Annotated in this window: 12 protein-coding genes; 4 read left to right on the plus strand and 8 right to left on the minus strand. The window is 63.1% G+C overall.

The window, feature by feature from the left end; translation table 11 throughout:
- The first annotated feature begins 47 nt into the window (after positions 1-47).
- The gene (gene pdxR / locus OH764_RS32065; RefSeq protein WP_498849995.1) at positions 48-1,595 is read left to right on the plus strand and encodes an aminotransferase-like domain-containing protein; all 1,548 of its coding nucleotides are present in this window, start codon (positions 48-50) and stop codon (positions 1,593-1,595) included.
- 33 nt (positions 1,596-1,628) lie between these two features.
- Here the strand turns inward: pdxR and OH764_RS32070 are convergent, their stop codons facing one another.
- Entirely contained in the window at positions 1,629-5,441 is a 3,813-nt protein-coding gene (locus OH764_RS32070; protein WP_498849996.1) for a DUF748 domain-containing protein, read from the minus strand.
- Between the two features lie 218 nt (positions 5,442-5,659).
- Positions 5,660-7,081, minus strand: a complete 1,422-nt coding sequence (locus tag OH764_RS32075) for a DUF1254 domain-containing protein (RefSeq protein WP_498849997.1) — start codon at positions 7,079-7,081, stop codon at positions 5,660-5,662.
- 330 nt (positions 7,082-7,411) lie between these two features.
- Here OH764_RS32075 and OH764_RS32080 point away from each other — a divergent pair, with 330 nt between their 5' ends.
- Positions 7,412-9,727, plus strand: a complete 2,316-nt coding sequence (locus OH764_RS32080; RefSeq protein WP_498849998.1) for a heavy metal translocating P-type ATPase — start codon at positions 7,412-7,414, stop codon at positions 9,725-9,727.
- Positions 9,728-9,879: 152 nt separating this feature from the next.
- Positions 9,880-11,853 carry a methyl-accepting chemotaxis protein gene (locus tag OH764_RS32085; RefSeq protein WP_498849999.1) on the plus strand — a complete coding sequence of 658 codons (1,974 nt, stop codon included), beginning with the start codon at positions 9,880-9,882 and terminating at the stop codon, positions 11,851-11,853.
- Positions 11,854-11,894: 41 nt separating this feature from the next.
- On the opposite strand, the gene OH764_RS32090 is transcribed toward OH764_RS32085, so the two are convergent.
- Positions 11,895-12,548 (minus strand): glutathione S-transferase family protein, encoded by a 654-nt coding sequence (locus OH764_RS32090; protein ID WP_498850000.1) that lies wholly within the window; start codon positions 12,546-12,548, stop codon positions 11,895-11,897.
- Positions 12,549-12,764: 216 nt separating this feature from the next.
- On the opposite strand from OH764_RS32090, the gene OH764_RS32095 reads away from it, so the two are divergent.
- A complete protein-coding gene (locus OH764_RS32095; RefSeq protein ID WP_498850001.1) occupies positions 12,765-14,228 on the plus strand; it encodes a polyhydroxyalkanoate depolymerase in 1,464 nt (487 codons plus the stop codon).
- A 37-nt stretch (positions 14,229-14,265) separates the two neighbouring features.
- Here OH764_RS32095 and OH764_RS32100 read toward each other — a convergent pair whose 3' ends face one another.
- The 5 genes from OH764_RS32100 to OH764_RS32120 all read right to left on the minus strand — a co-directional run bounded on the left by OH764_RS32100 (position 14,266) and on the right by OH764_RS32120 (position 18,727).
- A complete protein-coding gene (locus tag OH764_RS32100; RefSeq protein ID WP_498850002.1) occupies positions 14,266-14,877 on the minus strand; it encodes a flavin reductase family protein in 612 nt (203 codons plus the stop codon).
- Positions 14,878-15,030: 153 nt separating this feature from the next.
- Positions 15,031-15,906, minus strand: coding sequence for a 3-hydroxyacyl-CoA dehydrogenase family protein (locus tag OH764_RS32105; RefSeq protein WP_498851339.1), 876 nt, complete (start codon positions 15,904-15,906; stop codon positions 15,031-15,033).
- A gap of 197 nt (positions 15,907-16,103) precedes the next feature.
- Positions 16,104-16,409 carry a hypothetical protein gene (locus OH764_RS32110; protein WP_498850003.1) on the minus strand — a complete coding sequence of 102 codons (306 nt, stop codon included), beginning with the start codon at positions 16,407-16,409 and terminating at the stop codon, positions 16,104-16,106.
- 440 nt (positions 16,410-16,849) lie between these two features.
- Positions 16,850-17,008: a hypothetical protein gene (locus tag OH764_RS32115; RefSeq protein WP_020068569.1), complete on the minus strand. Its 159-nt coding sequence runs from the start codon at positions 17,006-17,008 to the stop codon at positions 16,850-16,852.
- Between the two features lie 372 nt (positions 17,009-17,380).
- Positions 17,381-18,727: a hypothetical protein gene (locus OH764_RS32120; protein ID WP_498850004.1), complete on the minus strand. Its 1,347-nt coding sequence runs from the start codon at positions 18,725-18,727 to the stop codon at positions 17,381-17,383.
- Positions 18,728-18,749 lie beyond the last annotated feature (22 nt).

Raw genomic sequence — 18,749 nt, forward strand, 5'->3', positions numbered from 1 at the left:
TACGGTTCTACAATATGGAACCATTTCATTATTCCGGATAGAACCACTTGGATACGATCATCTTGTCGGATTGGCTCGCCGCCAGGCTTGATCGCGCGGCCGCCGAGCCGATCTACCGGCAGACTTTGCGGTTGATGCAGCAGGCGATCCTCGCCGGCCAGTTGCCGCCGGGCACCAAGCTGCCAAGCTCGCGCACGCTTGCCGAAGACCTCGGTATCGCGCGCAATACGGTGCTGCACGTGTACGACCAGTTGACCGCCGAAGGCTATGTGATCTCGACCACCGGCAGCGGGACATATGTCGCCGATACGCAGCCGGACACAGCCGCGGTCAACGCGCGGCGCAAGCCAGCAGTCACGGCAGTGGACACGGAAGGCAGGCCTGTCGCGGTTCCGGGCAAGACGGCAAAGCGCGATCTGAACGATCTGTCCAATCGCGGCCGGCGCCTGATCGGTCAGGCGGGCGTGTCTGCAAAACAGTGGGGCGCGTTCATGCCGGGCGTGCCCGACGTCGCCGAATTTCCGGCGCGAACCTGGAGCCGCCTGCAAGCGCGCTTATGGAAGGAAGCCAATCCCGATCTGCTCACCTATGCGCCGGGCGGCGGCTACCGGCCGCTGCGCCGCGCGTTGTCCGACTATTTGCGGGTCGCGCGCTCGGTGAATTGCACGCCTGATCAGATCATCATCACTACGGGTATTCACCAATCCATCGATCTCGCGGTTCGATTGCTGACCGACGTCGGCGACCGCGCGTGGGTCGAGGAGCCGTGCTATTGGGGCGCGCGCAGCGTGCTGCAGTCATCGGGTATCACACTCGTTCCAGTGCCGGTCGACGAAGAAGGCCTCAATCCGCGCGAGCAGGATTTGCAGCAACCGCCGCGTCTCGCGCTCGTCACGCCGTCGCATCAATATCCGCTTGGCATGGTGATGAGCCTCGCGCGCCGCCGCACGCTGCTCGAGTACGCGCGCCAGCACAACGTGTGGATCATCGAAGACGACTACGACAGCGAGTTTCGCTACGGCAGCCGGCCGCTAGCGTCGCTGCAAGGTCTCGACGACGCAGGTCAGGTGATCTACGTCGGCAGTCTCGGCAAAATGCTTTTTCCCGGCTTGCGCATGGGCTACATGATCGCGCCGGAGCATCTCGTGGACACGTTCCGTATGGGCATCGCCGAACTGTATCGCGAAGGTCAGTTGATGCAGCAGGCGGTCATGACAGACTTCATCATGGACGGCCATCTCACCTCGCATGTCCGGCGAATGCGAGCGTTATACGGTGAGCGCCGGCAGATTCTGATCGATGCGATTACCGCGCGGTTTGGCACCGAACTGCCCGTCATGGGTGACGAGGCCGGTTTGCATCTCGTGCTCGGACTGCCCGATCATGCCGACGATCGCGCGGTCACGGCAGCAGCGTTCGACGCTGGCGTGATCGTGAGGCCGCTCGCGAGCTACTACAGCAGCGATCCGCCCGCCATGCGCGGACTGCTGCTCGGTTACGCGTGTGTGCCGAACGAAAAGATCGGACCGGCATTCGACACGCTCGCGCGCGTGATCGAGCAGACGGCGCTGAAGACGCCGACGCGCGCGGCCTGAGGACGATGCACGAGGAGCGCGCGAAGGCGTCGCTCACTTCAGCCCAAAATCGACTCGCGTGGTCGCACCTTTATCGTTGATGCCGTCTGCGTCCAGCTTCGGTGCGACGATAAACACGCGGCTGCTGTCGATCTTGCCGTCCAGATACTGCTGCACGCTCTGCGCCCGCTGCTGCGCGAGCTGTCGCAAGCTGGCCTCGTCGATCGGCGCGTTGGCCGCGAGCGCGCTCTTCATGTCGTCGACGGGCATGCTCTTTGTCAGGCCGACGAAATTGCGCGGCTTCTTGAAGTCCGCGGATTTATAAGCCTTGGTCAGGTACTTGTCGTATTCCTTCGCATCGACGGTGACGCTCGACAAGTCCACGCTCTGGCCGTTGCCCACTACGTCCTTGATTTTCTGCTGTTTGACGAGGCGATCCACATAGCGCGCGCGCAATGCGGGCTCGTCGAGTTTCGGATCCACACGGCCGATCAGGTCCATTTTGATCGACGGTTTGGAGCCGAGCGCCTTCACGATCGTGTCGAGCTTCTTGTTGTCGTCTTCCGAGAGCTGCGCCGAGCCCGGTTCGAATTCCACATAGCCCAACTCCTCGCCACTTCCGCCGAACGCATGGGCAATCAGCGAGAACGGCGCGGTGACCGCCTTTTGCAGCAGATTGAGCACCGCATGCCAGATCAGCCCGCCAATGCTGAACTCAGGGTTCGACAACGAGCCTGACACGGGCAGATTCACGTCGATTTCGCCACGCGAATTCTTCAGCAGCGAAATGGCGAGCCGCACCGGCAATTTGGTCGCCGTGTCGTTTTCGACGTGATCGCCGAACGTCAGCTGATCAATGAACAGATGGTTGTCCGCATTTAGCTGATCGTTGTCGAGCTTGTAATGCAGATCGACGTTCAACTTGCCCTTGGTGATCGGATATCCGGCATATTTCGCGGAATACGGCGTGAGATTAGTCAGTTCGATGTCGTGCGCGCTCGCGGTCAGATCGAGCGCCGGCTTCGCAATCAGCGGATTGACGGTGCCGCGAATGGACAGCGGGCCGTTGGCCGCCAGCTTCGCCGCGATCTCCACAGGCGCAGACGTTGTCGACTGTGTACCGAACGCGCCTACCGTGCCTTGAATGCCGACCAGGTTCGCGGTGTAGTTCGGCTTGATGAAGTTATCGGTGTACGTTACACGGCCTTGCTGCAGGACAAGTTGGCCGAAATGCAGCTTGACCGGGTTTTGCGGCGGTGTTGCGGCCGTCACTGTCGCGGGTGCAGCAGACGACGCCGGCGCAGACGCAGAGGCCACCACTGGCGCCGACGAGTTGACGACAGCCGACGCCGTGGGCGGCGTCAACGGGACCGGTTCGGCACCGCCCTTGTTGTTCTTGTCGCGCGTGAGCGACTGCGCTGCGCCGCTTTCGTGCGCGACCACGTCGGTGAGATTCAGCTTGCCTTGTGCGTCCAGCAGCACGCGTCCGTAGAACTTCGTGAAGGTGACGCGCTCTGCGTCCACCGACGTGCCGTGCTCGTCGTAGTCCGCTTTCAGCTTTGACAGCGCGAGCGAACGCCATCCCGCGAACGGGTCCGAAGTTGCCTTGTCGAGCATCCGAACGTCGACAAGCGCAACGTCGCCGCGATAGCTCGCCTTCAACGACTTCGCCTGGCTCAACGCAAGATCGCCGCTGGCATTGAGCAGCGCGCTCGCGATCGCAGCATTCAACCTGCTGCCGAAATACGGTTCGAAAGCCGCGGCGTCGAGCCGGTTCGCGTTCACCTTGACAGCGACCTTCAGCGGCGTTGCCGTAACGTCGCCCTTGAGGTCGAGCGTGCCTTTCCCGTTCAGCGTGGCTTGCAGTTCGACCGGCAGCGGGCGGCCAAGGTCGTTGCTAATCTGCCGCACTTTCAACTGCAGCGGCGTGATGCCCAGTTTCACCGGCTGCGGCGTGGTGTTGTCGGTGAAATTGGCTGTGGCGTCTTTGACATTCAGTTCGCCGATCTTGTAGCGCCACGCCGGTCCTTCGGCTTGTGCCTTCTTCGCCGCATGAATCGCCGTGCGCGTCGGCTCGGCTTCATGAGCCGCCCCGAGCGACGCAAGGTTGATGCTGCCGTCTTTCAGGCGTTGCACGTCGACTGCGAGGTCTGTGGTGTCAACGCTCGTGACGTCGGCCGTGCGGGCATTCAGGTCCACCTGCTTGACCTTCACGCTGCCCTGGGCGAGCGCGATGAGCGGCTGCTTATCGCCGCGCGCCGCCACTTTCAACGAACGCAAATCGAGTTGCGTGTCCGCGATCATCACGGCAGCCGGCGACTTTGACCAGTTCGCGCCGATATTCGCCGTCGTGGAAAGCGCGCCGTCCGTCACCTGCGCAGTGGTCGCGGCGTCGAGATACGGTTGCAGCAGCGGCAAATTCAGTGACTTGACGTCGAGCTTCGCGCTCGCGGTCTTAGCGGCGAGGCTCAATGCACCCGCCAGGCCGAGTGAACCACCGCTGCGCTTCAAGTCGGTATTCAGCGTGTAATGCGCGGGTGCGGTGGCCAGCGTGGAAAAATCGGTCAGCGTGACAGCGAGTTTTTCCAGACCAGCGTCGACGGGGCGCGACGCGGCTTCGTCTCGCACGTTCACCGTACCGTCATTGAGCACAAAGCGTTTGATCGAGAGATCGAGCGGCGGTACAGGCTTCGCGGCGTCCTTCGTGGCGTCGGTCTTTGCAGCACTTTTCGCATCACTTGCGCTCGATGCCGCCGCCGGCGCGCTCGCCGATTCAGCTACCGCCTTTGCAGGGGCCGGCGTGGGTGCAAACATCCGCTCCACGCTCAGCACGCCGCTTCTGTCACGCGCGAGATTCGCGCTTGGCGCGTCTATACGAATATCGTCGAAATGGTAGAGGCTTTTCAGCGGTTCGAGCGTGCGCGCGGCGACATGCACGGCGCGCGCAGCAAAAAACGGCGCCTTGCTCGGGTCCTGCACATTCACGTCGTTCAGATCGACGGTGCCGGCAACTCGCAGCGTCGGCGCGTCGTTCGACATGACGAAGTTCAGTTTCAGATCGGTCGACAGCTTGCCCGACTGCACGATCACAGGCAGCTTTGTCGGCACGTAAGAGATCAGGCGCGGCACGTCTAGCCCGTCGAAGCGCAACGACACCTCCGACTCACGCGACGCAGCGAACGGCTTCGTTTTGCCGTCGATGGCAAGCGGACTGCCGTCGATCCGCGCGCGCAGCAACGGCTCGACGAAGATATCCGTTTTGGAAGGCAACGTAGCGATAAACGGAATGCCGAGCTTCCATTGATCGATTACATGAGTGGCGCCGAGCAGTTTGTCGTCGAATGTGATCTGGCCGTTCTCGAGACGAATGTTCGATATGGAAAAGAGCGTCGGCTTGGTATCTGGCGTGCTCGGCTGCTTCGAAAATTTTTCGATCAGATCGGTGAAATTAAAGCGCTGCGCGTCGTAGCGAACCACATGGAAGCGCGGCGAATCGACCTGGACTTCGTCGATAATCGGCGCTGCGCGAAACAGCGAACTCCACGACGGCTGTACGATGAGCCGCTCGATATCCACGAAATTGCCGGCACCGCCACGTTCGCCAATATGTACGCGGTCGGCTTCCAGTTTGAGCGTGTAGGGATTAAGCGCAATACGGCCGATAGTTGCGGGCCGGTCGAGCTGCTTGCTGAGTTGCTGTTCGGCGAGGTGGCGAATCAGCGGCGGCGCCGCGAAAAAGCCCAGCAGACCGAACAATACGATGAAGATCAGCAGACCTGCAATGACGCGCCTTGTGCGCCGCGATTGCGCGACGTCGCGCATGGTCCGCATGGAAGAGGCGAATGATGCTTTATTAATGCTTGCCATGCTCGGTTTTGGGTAATGCGGCGGCAAGCCCGCCGCTAAACGAAAATCCCGCAAGCGGCAGTATAAGTCGTGAATCTTTCGTGGGATATAAATGTAAGCTGAGCTTACACAATTGCTCGCGCGATAAAGCCGCGCGTCCGCCACTCATATGCTGCCGTGACGGACGCGCTGATCGGCCTTCGAATCTCCCGGATCAGCGGGCAGTAGACTCGCGCGAATTACTGACGCACGACGGCCGGCGGTTGCCAGGTGCCGTCGGTGGCTTGAGGCTTCGGCGCGTACAAGCGCAGCACCAGTTGCAGATCCGCGCGCGGCGCCGGCAGCCAGTTACCGCCCTTGCCGCGCGTGGACGACACGGTCACGTCGAGCGATCCGTCGCGATTGCGACGCGCGCCGTTGCGATCGCCCACCGCGATACGCGCCGGCGCACTTTCGCCTAGCGCGCCGTCTTTCGTGTAAGCGGTGATCGACCAGAAGCCGCGCACCGGCGGCAACTGATTCGGCGCAAAGTGAATTACGTAGCGATTCGCACCGTTGAGTGCGTGACCGTCGCTGTCCTGAGTGACGACCGCTCGCACTTCATCATCTTTCGTGCCGATGCCGGGCTGCGCGTACGCGGCGTATGCGCGCAGTGCGTAGTCGGGGCCGTAGTTACCCACGCCATCGCCGAACCAGCTCCAGCCATTGCCAGTCAGTAAGTTCGACGGTGGCGTCACCACGCGTTCGTGACCATCGGCGAGCCCGGCTGCAATCGCCTCCGATGCGCCAGGCAGCTTGACGGGCTGGTCCGGGGTCACACCAAGGTCGGAGAGGATTTTCAGCGCATGCGGATCGGCGGGCTCGGGCGGGTTGTCGGCCAGCGCCTGCGCGAGCCGGTTGAAGAAGCCGTTCGCGTCGAGCGCTGCGACTTGCGCGGCGGGCGTGCCCGATGCGTTCGCGGAAGCGGCGGAATCGGCACTGCTGCGCGGCGGCACAATCGACGCCGAACGCGCGTCGCCCACATAAACGGAAAGCGGCGTGACGCGGATCGCCCGTTGCAGCTTGCGAACCGCGGTCAGATCACGGGTGCCGTTCGACTGAATGCGCACGCTCACCCATGCGTTGCGGGTCGGCACATCGACGCGCTTCACGTTTTTCGGCAGATCGCCCTGCCAGCCCGGGCCGACGAAGGCGATGGCTTGAGCCTTAATGCCTGCCGCGCGGGTGGCGAACTGATCGCTCGTCGACCAGACCACGTTGGTCCACATGTCGAGCACGCGAGCGTCGACGTAGCGGCCATGCGAATCAGGCAGCGCAATGATCACGGGTTCCGTGCCGACATCCAGCCAGCCGGTCGAATCCAGCGTATCGAGGCTCGGCTGCATCGGATTGGCCGCGCCGATGGGCGGCAGCGCCTGCGCATGGCGCAGCGTATTGAGCGGCGCCCGGCCGGGGTCGGTGCCGATTGCCGCGTCGCGCGCGACGCCCATCAGTACCAACGGATAGCCGAACACGTATGAGTCGGCGACTTCGTCCTTGATCCAGCCAGTGGATTTTTGCGTCGTGGAAGGCGTCGACGCACAACCGGTGAGGAATGCGAGGCCCGCGATGGATGCGCAGGTCCAGTAATTCGAAAACAGTGCTCGGCGATTTTTTATCATTCGTTCAGTGGGCGGAACATGCTGTCCAAAAGGGAGACGCCGGCGCGAGCGCAACGGTGCTCGCGCGGTCTCCCAAAACCCAGCGCAGCCAGTCCGCGTCGCATCGCCGACAACATCGCGTTGTATCGTATCCGCGCTTCTCAGGCAAGCGCAAAGGCGTGAATAGCATTTTGTTTCCGAAGCGCGGCGCGATTTCCGTAACGGTGGCTCGCCGCCTGTTCCAGGAATGTTTGCAGTCGCGTTTGAGGCATGAGCTTGACCTTCCCATCATGGGAAGGTCGATACTAGGCTTCATCATGCCGCTCAATGCCGTCGCCAGCCTGACCCACCATGACCGAACTTGCCACTGCTTCACACGACACCGACGCCACCCCGACTCGTACCGCCGAACTCGAAATCGGCGGGATGACCTGCGCCTCTTGCGCGATGCGCGTTGAGAAGGCGCTGGCGAAGGTGCCGGGCGTCGCCTCCGCGTCCGTGAATCTGGCCACCGAGACCGCGAGCGTCAATCTGACTGCAGCCGCAGCAGCCGCCGCATCGGACGCGCTGATCGCCGCCGTCAAGAAAGCAGGCTATGAAGCCGCGCTGCTCGCGCCGCCGGATGCAGCGCCAGAACCAGACGATGCCGACGTTGCCAGCGCTCCGGAAACGACCGCTGACGCCGCCGTCCCTACCGCCGCCGAGCGCAAACGCAGCCAGACGCGTCGCGAACTGGTAGCCGTGCTCGTCTGCGCGTTGCTGACGTTGCCGCTCATCGTGCCGATGCTGGGCGAATGGTTCGGCGTGCACGCGATGCTTCCGCCGTGGCTGCAATTCGGCCTCGCCTCGATCGTGCAGTTCGTGTTCGGCGCGCGCTTCTATCGCGCGGCTTACCGCGCCGTGCGCGCCGGCGCCGGAAATATGGACTTGCTGGTGGCGCTCGGCACGTCGGCGGCCTATGGCATCAGCGTGTATCAATTAGCGACTCATCCAGACGACGCGATGCATCTTTACTTCGAAGCCTCGGCCGTCGTCATCACGCTGGTGCGCTTCGGCAAATGGCTTGAAGCGCGCGCCAAGCGCCAAACCACTGACGCAATCCGCGCGCTGCAGGCGCTGCGTCCCGACCGGGCCCGCATTCGCGTCGGCGCGGACGAGCGCGAAGTGCCGCTCGCGCAAGTCAAGGTGGGGACCGTCGTGATCGTGCGGCCGGGCGAACGGGTTCCGGTAGATGGCGCGGTGCTGGAAGGCCGCACTCATATCGACGAATCGCTGATTACCGGCGAAAGCATGCCGGTGGCCAAACAGACGGGCGACGCGGTGACCGCCGGCTCCATCAACGGCGAAGGCGCCATTGCCGTCACGACCACCGCGATCGGCGCCGAAACGACACTCGCTCGGATTATTCGCCTCGTCGAGAGTGCGCAGGCGGAGAAGGCGCCGATCCAGCGGCTCGTCGACCGCGTCAGCGAAATCTTCGTACCGACGATCCTGGCCATAGCCGCGCTCACGCTGATCGGCTGGCTGATGGCTGGCGCCGGCGGCGAAACGGCGATCCTGAACGCGGTCGCCGTGCTGGTGATCGCCTGCCCCTGTGCGCTCGGCCTCGCGACGCCTGCGGCGATCATGGCCGGAACCGGCGTCGCGGCGCGCCACGGCGTGCTCATCAAAGACGCCGAGGCGCTGGAAACCGCGCATCGCGTGAATGTTGTTGCGTTCGACAAAACCGGCACGCTGACGATCGGCCAACCGTCGGTGACAGCGTTCGAACCGGTCGGCAGCATGGACCGACACGAAGCACTGGCGCTCGCCGCCGCCGTGCAGCGCCAAAGCGATCATCCGTTGGCACGCGCCGTCGTCAAGGCGCATGAAGCGGCGGCGTCCGGTGCGCGAGTGCTCAATGCGAGCGCCGCACGGGCCGTTGCCGGTCGCGGCGTCGAAGCGGACGTCGAAGGCCGCTCGCTTGCGCTCGGCAGCGCGCGCTGGCTTCGCGAACTTGGCATCGACCTGTCGCCGGAAGCCGAGGCGCGCGCCCGCGAACTCGAAGCCGCGGGCAATACCGTGTCTTGGCTCATGCAGCGCGATTCACAATCAGGTGTCGCGCTCGCGCTGATCGCATTCGGCGACACGGTGAAGCCGACGGCGCGCGCCGCTATCGACAGGCTCCGGGCCATGGGCGTCAAAAGCGTGCTCGTGACCGGCGACAACCGGGGCAGTGCGGCGAGCGTTGCAGACGCGCTCGGCATCGACGAATTTCATGCGGAAGTGCTGCCGGACGACAAGGCCCGCGTGATCCGCGACCTGAAAATGCGCAGCGCGGGCATCGTTGCGATGGCCGGCGACGGCATCAACGACGCGCCCGCATTGGCCGCCGCCGACATCGGCATCGCCATGGCAACCGGCACCGACGTCGCCATGCACGCAGCGGGCATCACACTGATGCGTGGCGACCCGGCGCTCGTCGCCGACGCGATCGATATTTCTCGCAAAACCTGGCGCAAGATCCAGCAGAACCTGTTCTGGGCGTTCGTGTACAACCTGATCGGCATTCCGCTCGCCGCTTTCGGCTTGTTGAACCCGATGCTGGCCGGCGCGGCGATGGCGTTCTCCAGTGTGAGCGTCGTCACAAATGCGCTGTTGTTGCGCACGTGGCGGGCGAAGGTATGACGCCAAGGCGCTCGCAACGAGCGCCTCACTATTACAGAAAGCTTCCACCTGTCTAAAGAAAGCGTCGATTGCGGCCGTAAACCAGACACGTTGCCGGAGAGTGCCTATGCGCTAGCCGTGTCTTGTTTGTCCCTTTTACTCCGCATACGCTCATGGAATTTCTCTCTTTGCGCCGCGCCAGCGTCGGCGCCCGGCTCGCCGTTCTGTCATGCGTGCTGGTGGCGTTGATTTTCGCCTCCTTCACGTGGGCACTCACGCGCAGCGCCGGCACGCAGGTCAGCGACCAGGTGCTCGAGCGCATCGCAGAAAAGGACCGCTCGATCGCCGCGATGATCACGTTGTTCGACAAGGCGTTGTCCACCGAAGTCGACCGCTCGACGTCGATGTTCGCGAGCTTCCTGCCCACTACCTACACGCTCGACGAAACGCAGAAGATCGACGTAAACGGTGTGGCCACGCCCACGTTCAAGGCCGGCGACAAAGTCCTGAACATGGATTTCAGCATTCCCGACCAGTTTCTCGAACGCAGTGGCGCAGTGGCGACCATCTTCGCGCGCACCGGCGACGACTTCGTGCGCGTGACAACATCGTTGAAGAAGCAGGACGGCTCGCGTGCAATCGGCACGCTGCTCGACCGCAAAGGGCCGGCTTACGCGCTCCTCGTCGCGAACAAGCCTTATACGGGGCTCGCAGCGCTATTCGGCAAGCGCTGGATCACGCAATATCGGCCGGTTACCGATGCAAGCGGCCGCGTGATCGGCGCGCTCTTTGTCGGTGTGAATGTCGACCAGGAAATCCAGCAGGTCGAAGACGGCATTCGCAAGCTGAAGATCGGCGACAGTGGATATTACTTCGTGCTCAACGCGTCGAAGGGCCCGGATCGGGGCAAGCTGATCGTGCATCCGGCCGCCGCCGGCCAGGCCGCGGACAATGCGAACGCGCCGTATCAGCGGATGCTCGACATGAAGGAAGGCCGCCTGGAATACAGTTCCGCCGACGCCACGCTCGGCGAGAAAGGCGAGCGCAGCAAGTTCGTTTCGTTCATCACGGTGCCGGAATGGCAATGGCTAGTAGGCGGCATCGCGCCGCGCGACGAAGTAATGGCCGATATCACCGCCACGCGCAATCGCTTCCTGGTACTCGGCTTTGTGCTGGTCGGCGTGTTCGCGGTCGTGTTCCTGTTTGCGGTGCGGCGCCTCGTCAGCCGGCCGCTCGATGAAGCCGCAAAGGCATCTGAGCGCTTCGCTTCGGGCGATCTCAGCGTTCGCGTCGCGAAAAGCGCGAGCAGCCGCGCCGACGAGATTGGCCGCCTGATGCGGTCGATCGACGGCATCGGCGAAGGGCTTGCACGAATTGTTTCGCAAGTGCGCAGCGCGTCCACCGATATGTCGCACGGCACCGAGAAGATCGCCGCGGGCAGCGGCAACATTGCGTCGCGCATCGCCACACAGGCGAGCAGCCTTGAAGAAACGGCAGCGAGCATGGAGCAGATCACATCGACGGTGCAGCAGAACGCCGACCACGCGGCACAAGCGAACAACCTCGTCACGCGCGCTGCGAACGCGGCGCTCGAAGGTGGGCGTGCAGTGGAACGCGTTGTGTCCACGATGGGCGAGATCAGCCGCTCGTCGCAAAAGATTGCGGAGATCACGAGCGTGATCGAAGGCATTGCGTTCCAGACCAACATTCTTGCGCTGAACGCAGCCGTTGAAGCGGCCCGCGCGGGCGAGCACGGCAAAGGCTTTGCGGTGGTCGCCTCCGAAGTACGCGCGCTCGCTCAGCGCAGCGCGGCTTCGGTCAAGGAGATCGAAGGTCTGATCGCCGAATCGACGGCGACCGTGCAAAGCGGCTTCCAGATTGCCGAGCAGGCCAGCACGACGATGCAAGGAATCGTTCAGCAGGTCGGCCAGGTCCGCGCGATCATGGGCGAGATCAGCGTTGCGTCGCGCGAACAATCGGGCGGGATCGAACAGGTGAACCTCGCGGTCACGCAGATCGGCGAAGCCACACAGCAGAACGCGACGATTGTCGGCGAAGCGGAAGACGCGGCCGCCGAATTGCGCGATCACGCCGCGCGTCTTGCGCAAGTGGTCAGCGTCTTCAAACTCGAAAGCGGGCGGGACTGAGTCGCCGCAGGATCGCAGCCGGGCGACCGAAGCGTCGGACGTCAGAATTCGACATCCAGTTCGTCAATCTCGTCGGCTTCCTGCTGCGCGTCCGCGATCCATTGCTGCATGTCGGGCAGAGCCATGATGCGCTGCCCGTATTCCGCGATATGCGGCTCGAGCTTCACGTCGTATGTCACGAAACGCGTCACGACCGGCGCATACATGGCATCGGCCGCAGTGCGCTCGCCGAACAGAAACGGACCGCCGTACTGTTCGAGACACTCGTTCCAGATAGTCACGATGCGGTCGATATCCGACTGCGCGCGCGCCCAGACCTTGAAGTCGGGGAAGTGCGCCTTGAGGTTCATCGGCAGCGCGGAGCGCAGCGAAGCAAAACCCGAATGCATCTCGCCGCAAATCGAGCGGCAATGCGCTCGCGCGCGAATGTCTTCCGGCAGCAATGCTGCTTTGGGTTTGACTTCGTTCAGATATTCGGCAATGGCGAGCGTGTCCCAGATCTTGATGCCGTCGTGAAATAGACAAGGCACGAGAATCGAAGGCGACAGAAGTAGCAGTTCGGCGCGCGCCGCCGGATCGTCGATGGGCATCACGATCTCTTCGAACGGCAAGCCGCTGAACCGCGTCAGCAGCCAGCCGCGTAGCGACCACGACGAATAATTCTTGCTGCTGATGGTGAGCGTGGTATTCGCCATACGTATCCCCTCCTGATGGGGCGTTCAACCGACGTCCGACGGCACGCATGCACGTTGCCGTGCGCCGTTGCACCAAAGCGCGGCAAATTCGGACCGCTTTCACGACCCGCGCAAATGCTATGCCAATGTGCCGCCGCGGCTGTTGCGTGCAAACGCAATGGCATGTGACTTGCCTTCTATTCGGGCTCCTTCATTTCAACGCTTGCGCGCGGATGCATGAACCTGTTCGCCTATCCAACCTATCAAGCGTTCGCGGACATGATGCTGCCCATGCGTCACGGCGCGGCGCTGATGAACCGTTCGCTCGACACGTGGCCCGCGTTTGGCGCCACTTCGCATGGACGGTCGCTTCGCGCGGCTTGCGATCTGCTGACGCTCGCGGGCCTCACGCCCGTACGGCCGCCGTTCGAAATCGACAACGTGACAATGGACGGCAAGCCTGTTCCGGTCGTCGAAGAAGTCGCCGCGCGTACTCCGTTCTGCTCACTGCTGCACTTTCGCAAGCAGACGACTGTGCCGGCGCCACAGCCGCGCGTGCTCGTGATCGCGCCGATGTCCGGCCATTTCGCCACGCTGCTGCGCGGCACCGTGCGCACCATGCTCGCCGAGCACGACGTCTACGTCACCGACTGGCATAACCCGCGCGACGTGCCGCTAAGTCAGGGCCGCTTCGGGTTCGACGAATTCGTGCAGCAGGTAATCGACTTCACCGAAACGATTGGACCTGGCGCGCATCTGCTCGCCGTTTGTCAACCGACCGTTGCGGCGTTAGCCGCCGTCGCGCTGATGGCCGCCGACGACCATCCCGCACAACCCGCCAGCATGACGTTGATGGCAGGTCCGATCGACACGCGCATCAATCCGACGCGGGTCAACGAGCTGGCGAAAAGCAAACCGATCGAGTGGTTCGAGAGAAACCTGATTAGCGCGGTGCCGTTCGGCTTCGCAGGCGCGCATCGACGCGTCTATCCGGGATTCGTGCAGCTGAGCGCGTTCATGTCGATGAATCTGAGCCGGCATCTCGACTCGTTCGAAACCCTGCATTACGAACGGGCCAAAGGAGATCCGGCGAAAGCCGACACGATCTTCTCGTTCTACGAAGAATACTTCGCGACGATGGACCTGACCGCCGATTTTTATCTGGAAACTGTCGATACGGTTTTTCAGCGGCACGCGCTGCCGTTAGGCGAACTCACGGTGATGGGCCGGCTGGTCGATCCGTCAGCAATACGCCGTACTGCGTTGCTTACCGTTGAAGGCGAAAAGGACGACATCTGCGCGGTAGGACAGACGCTCGCCGCACAGGACATGTGTGACAAGTTGCGGCCGTACCTGAAGACTCATCATGTGCAGACCGGTGTCGGGCATTACGGCGTGTTCAATGGACAGCGATGGGAGCGGCAGATTTATCCGCGAGTGCGGGCCGTGATCTACGACAACGAACCTCGAGCCGTGCTGGTGAGTTCGCATGCTCGTACGATCCGGCCGGTGCCCGCCGCCGCGGCCGTTGCCGCCGAACTCGTGGCCGCGGCGCCGGTAGCCTCCGCGGTGGATTCCGTGGAACAGGCGGATGCGAAAGCGGTGGTTGTATCGAATGCGCAGGATTCGGGGGAAAGCAGCGCTGCCCGTCCGGACGCGAAGCCGCGGGCATCGCGCCGACGGCCGCCCGCAACGGGATGAGGGCCCGCTCGCACGCGCCGTCTGGACGCGGCGCCGTTTATGCGGTCGGGCGGAACATCTGAAACATGTTGCCTATCTCGGCGTAGTCCCCGCGATAGCCGGCGCGCATGATGGGCTGCGCGGCGTGCGTATCGAACAGACCGTCCTTCAGATACGCCTCGTTGATGTGCACGCCGACCACCTGGCCGAGCGACAGATAGTTGTCCATCGGCTTGCCGTCGAGATTATGCAGCCGCACCACCTGCAGCAGTTTGCATTCGAGCGCGGCCGGCGATTCGGCGACGTGCGGCACCTGCACGTTGCGCCCAGGCGCAGGCGTGAGTCCGGCGAGTTCGAATTCATCGACGTGCGGCGCAACGGGCGCTGACGAACGGTTCATCTGCTCGGCGAGCGGTTTCGTCGCCAGATTCCAGACGAACTCGCCGGTCGCTTCGATGTTGGCAACGCTGTCTTTGCGGCCCTCGCTGCAAAAACCGATGATCGGCGGGGAACTCGCGAATGCGCCGAAGAAGCTGTAAGGCGCGAGGTTCAGTGTGCCTTCGGTGTCGCGTGAGGAGATCCAGCCGATCAGCCGTGGCGCGACGATGGCTTTGAACGGGTCATGCGCAAGGTTGTGGCCGGCGGCGGGGTCGTAAAAGTAATGGGACATGGAGCGGAGCGTGAAAAAGGCGACGGGTATTTATACCGCAGACTGACGGGCGGCACATTGGGCCGGACCGAAAACTGGCGATGAATGCCGTACGACGCCACGGCAGCTACCCGCCTTCTGGCGGCATTTGCTCAAGTGCCGGGCCCCGGTTCGCTACCCTTGAGCAATGACGCGCTTGCGGCCTGCCTTGACTTGCGCAAGGTGTGCGTCGTCCCAGTCATAGAAGCCCGCGCCGCTGCGCACGCCCACACGCCCCGCCTGCACCTGTTGACGCAACAGGTCGAGCACGTTTTCGTCCTTCGCCAGTTCGGGCATCAGATGCGTGGAGATGTCGAGGAAAGTATCCAGCCCGCCCATGTCCGCGGCTTCCAGCGGCCCGACTATTCCCCACCGGCGCCCCAGCGACGTTTTCATGACGCGATCCACCACGTCCGGCGTTGCAGCGCCCGACCGTACGATATTGAGCGCCTCGCGCAACACCGCAAACTGCAAGCGGTTGCCGACAAATCCAGGAATCGCTTTTGTGAGAACGACCGGCTCCATGCCGATTGCGCTCATCAATTCTGCGGTCTTCGCCGTGACGTCGGGCGCGGTCGCGCTTCCAGGCACCACTTCGACGAGCGGAATCATGTGCGGTGGATTCCAGAAATGCGCGATCACGAAACGCTCTTTTGCAACCAGCGGAGCGACGAGCTGATCCGGCGGGAAGCCGCTCGTATTGCTGGCGAGAATAGCGTTCGGAGCGAGAATCGCAGTCAGCTTTTCATACAGACGGTGCTTCAACTCGAGCACCTCAGGGATCGCTTCGATGACGAAATCCGCCGACCGCATGACGTCCAGTGCGGCGTGAGTCTCGATGAGGGCGAGCGCGGCCTGTTTCGCCTTCGAGTCGATGCGGCCGGCGTCGATCAGTTCGTCGAGCACCGCTTCCGCTTTCGGCGCGACGCTCGCAAGACGCGCCGCGTCCACGTCGTGCACGACAGTCCGGTATCCGTGCAATGCACTTTGCGTGGCGATGCCAACGCCCATCAACCCCGTCCCAACGACCCCTATTACTGCCTTCGCTGCCTTGCTCACGACCGCTCCCTTTGCTGACATCGACGAAAGCGTTAGAGGATAGCGCAGTACGCAAGTGGACAATGCCGAATGCGACAAAGCCGGCCTTCCGCGAGGAAGAGCCGGCTTCGCCGGGTCACGCCGCAAGAGGCGGCGCGGTCATGTGCGAATTAGTAGCGCGGGGGCGGACGATGTTCGTCGCGACCGTGGTGACGCGGATCATAGTCGTGCGGATGGTGGCGCATCCAGTCGTCGTGATCCCAATAGCGGTGACCGTCGTAATAGCGGTCGCCATGCCACCCGATGTTGATCGACACGCCCACCGGCGTCATGTGCGGCTGACCATACACGACCGGTCCCGGACCGCGTTCCACGATCACGCGTTCTTGTGCAGACGCGCTGCCGGCTGCCAGCAAGGCGCCGCCCGCGAGCAAAGCTGCAATGATCGAACGCGATGTTTTGTTGAAGGCTTTCATAGTTCTCTCCCGTCAAGGTTGAATCGAGCCAGCGCCTTGCAGGTCGGGCTTCGAAGTTCCGGCCCGTCAAGGACGCCCTGCGCTTGAAAACAACTTTAGCGACGCAACTCGCATGAAGACGTGAGCACTTGTAAGCGCACATTTCAAAGAAAGGGACGAATTGCGGAACCGTTAGTTCCGTTCCGACGTCCGTCCGCATAAGGCTTCTGCGGCAATTTGGCCGGCTTGCGGGTTGCCGATACGTGAGGCGCCGTTACATTCATTTCGGCCGGGAAATATTCGGCGACGAAAAAGGCGCCGCCGAAGGTAGACCGACGCCCTAACGAATGCCCAGATGAAACAAAGCCACGGCGCGCTTTCGCGGACCGTGGCTCGAATGACGCACGCGCATTGACATGCGCACCCGGCGCGACGACCGCGCCCGGTTTCCAGACCTGTTATTAGTCGGACAACTTGATGCCGAACAGCGTCGCTTGCGCCTTGCGCTGACGCTCAGCTTCCCGCGAACGCGCTGCGTACGAGTAGTCCGAGTCAAGCGGCAAGTGGGGCGACGCAAAGAGGTCGCTGACCTTTTGGAACAATGCAAAGATGAAGCTCATGGCGACTCCCGGTTGATTACTGCATTTGCTAGGGTTTTCCCTTAAGAAGCATTATAGGGTTTTCCCTAGGCAAAAGCTAGTGCAATGCAACATTAATTTGCTGTGACGCGCTGGCGCGGCCTATGGGCGGTGATATTGCGTTGCAGCATTACAACGTCCCTGTTTTTATCGAGGCTTCGGTGCGCGGCGACGGACATGGAAGCGGGCGGGGGCTTGGCTTCGTGATGGCTACCTGGCGCCCGGTTTGCACGCTCTGGAGGGATTCGCGAGGCGTTCGGACGCCTTTCACTGCGGAATGCGTGGGGCGAGAAGGATGGAAGCTGCCGCCGCGGCCAGCGTTCGCCGGCACGGCAGGCAGCCGTTCGCAGGTTGTCAGTGCGAATTTGCCGTTTTCGGCTTTCTGATGTGCCGCGCGTGCACGGCGCGCTGGCCGTTCGCGGATTCCGGAACCATGAGCGCCTGCTGCGGCGCGGGCGGCGGTGTGAGCGTGGGCGGGGCGGCATGGGCGGCTGCATTGGCCATCGCCATTTGTGTGTCGAGCACGCTGGCCATCGCGGTCTGCTGGCCCTGCAACATCTGTTCGATCCGATGCTGTTGCGCGGTGGTTTCGCGGGTGAGGCGCATAAGCAGCATGGTCTGCGTAATGCCGATTGCGACCGTCATGAGCAGCGCGCCGACCACGATCGACAGCATCCATTTCATGCGACGCGAATGGTCCGTCGCTGCACGGCGCTGGTCGGCGATCACGCCGTACAGCGCGTCGACGGTGTCGGCAAAGGCCGTTGCCCGCGCACGGTCGAGTTCCGGGGCTGCGCGCTGCACGGCGGCGGCAGCCGCAGCGGCTTCCGCTCGTTGCGCTTCTTGCCAGGGTGCGGCGAACGCCGAGCCCACGTCGGCGGATGAAGCCTTAGCCGTCGTCTCACGCGTTGAGCGGTCCGCCTCGGCCGATTGGTTCGCGTTGTGCGCCGATGCCGACGCCGATGCACTGACTTCACCCTGTGCGCTCGCGGCGGACCCTTCAGCTAAGTCCGCCTGATCTGAAGCCGCCGCTTCCATCTTCCTGCCCGAAGCCGAACGCTGCGAAGATTTGCCGCCTGTCCCCGGCCGGGTTCCTACCGCAGATTCCACCGTCTCGACCTCCCGCTCGGCTGCCTGACGCAGCGCGGTGACACTGCGCGCCACCGTCGCGGCGGCCATCGCGGGGGACAGCGGAGGAATGGCCTCGCGCGGCGATACGACTGCGTCATTCTGGTCACCCAGACCGGCAGCCGGCAACGGATGCGCGGCGTCTGGCCCGGTCACCGTCGAGGGCTCGATTTCGAGACCGCTCAATTGCGCGTCTACTCGGGCCGGTTCATCGGCCTTGGCTGCTCGTGGCGCGCGGCGCGCCGCTTTTGCGTCGGCTGACATGCTGTCGCTCGGCGTATCGAGCGCGCCCACGGCCGCCAGCACGACATCGGGCAGTTCAAAGCCGTGCAGTGTGCCCTGGCGGACGTCGATGTTCATCGCTTCCAGCGTGGCACGCGTCGGATCGTCGGGGAACAGGTCGAGCGTGCTGTCGTCGCGTGAGACGTCGCTCAGTTGTGCAAGGCGTTGTGCCGAGCGCGCGGCGCGCGCCAGCTTTTTTTCGGTTTCGGTCGAGACCGTGGCCTCGCGGCGCTTCTTCGTGGAAGCGTCGCGCCGAGGCCGGGATTGCGTGGATACTGCGGAATCTGCCATAGAGAAAAGAGCGGTCGTCGCG

It is taken from the genome of Burkholderia sp. M6-3 (assembly GCF_050858985.1).
Lineage (GTDB): Bacteria > Pseudomonadota > Gammaproteobacteria > Burkholderiales > Burkholderiaceae > Paraburkholderia > Paraburkholderia caledonica.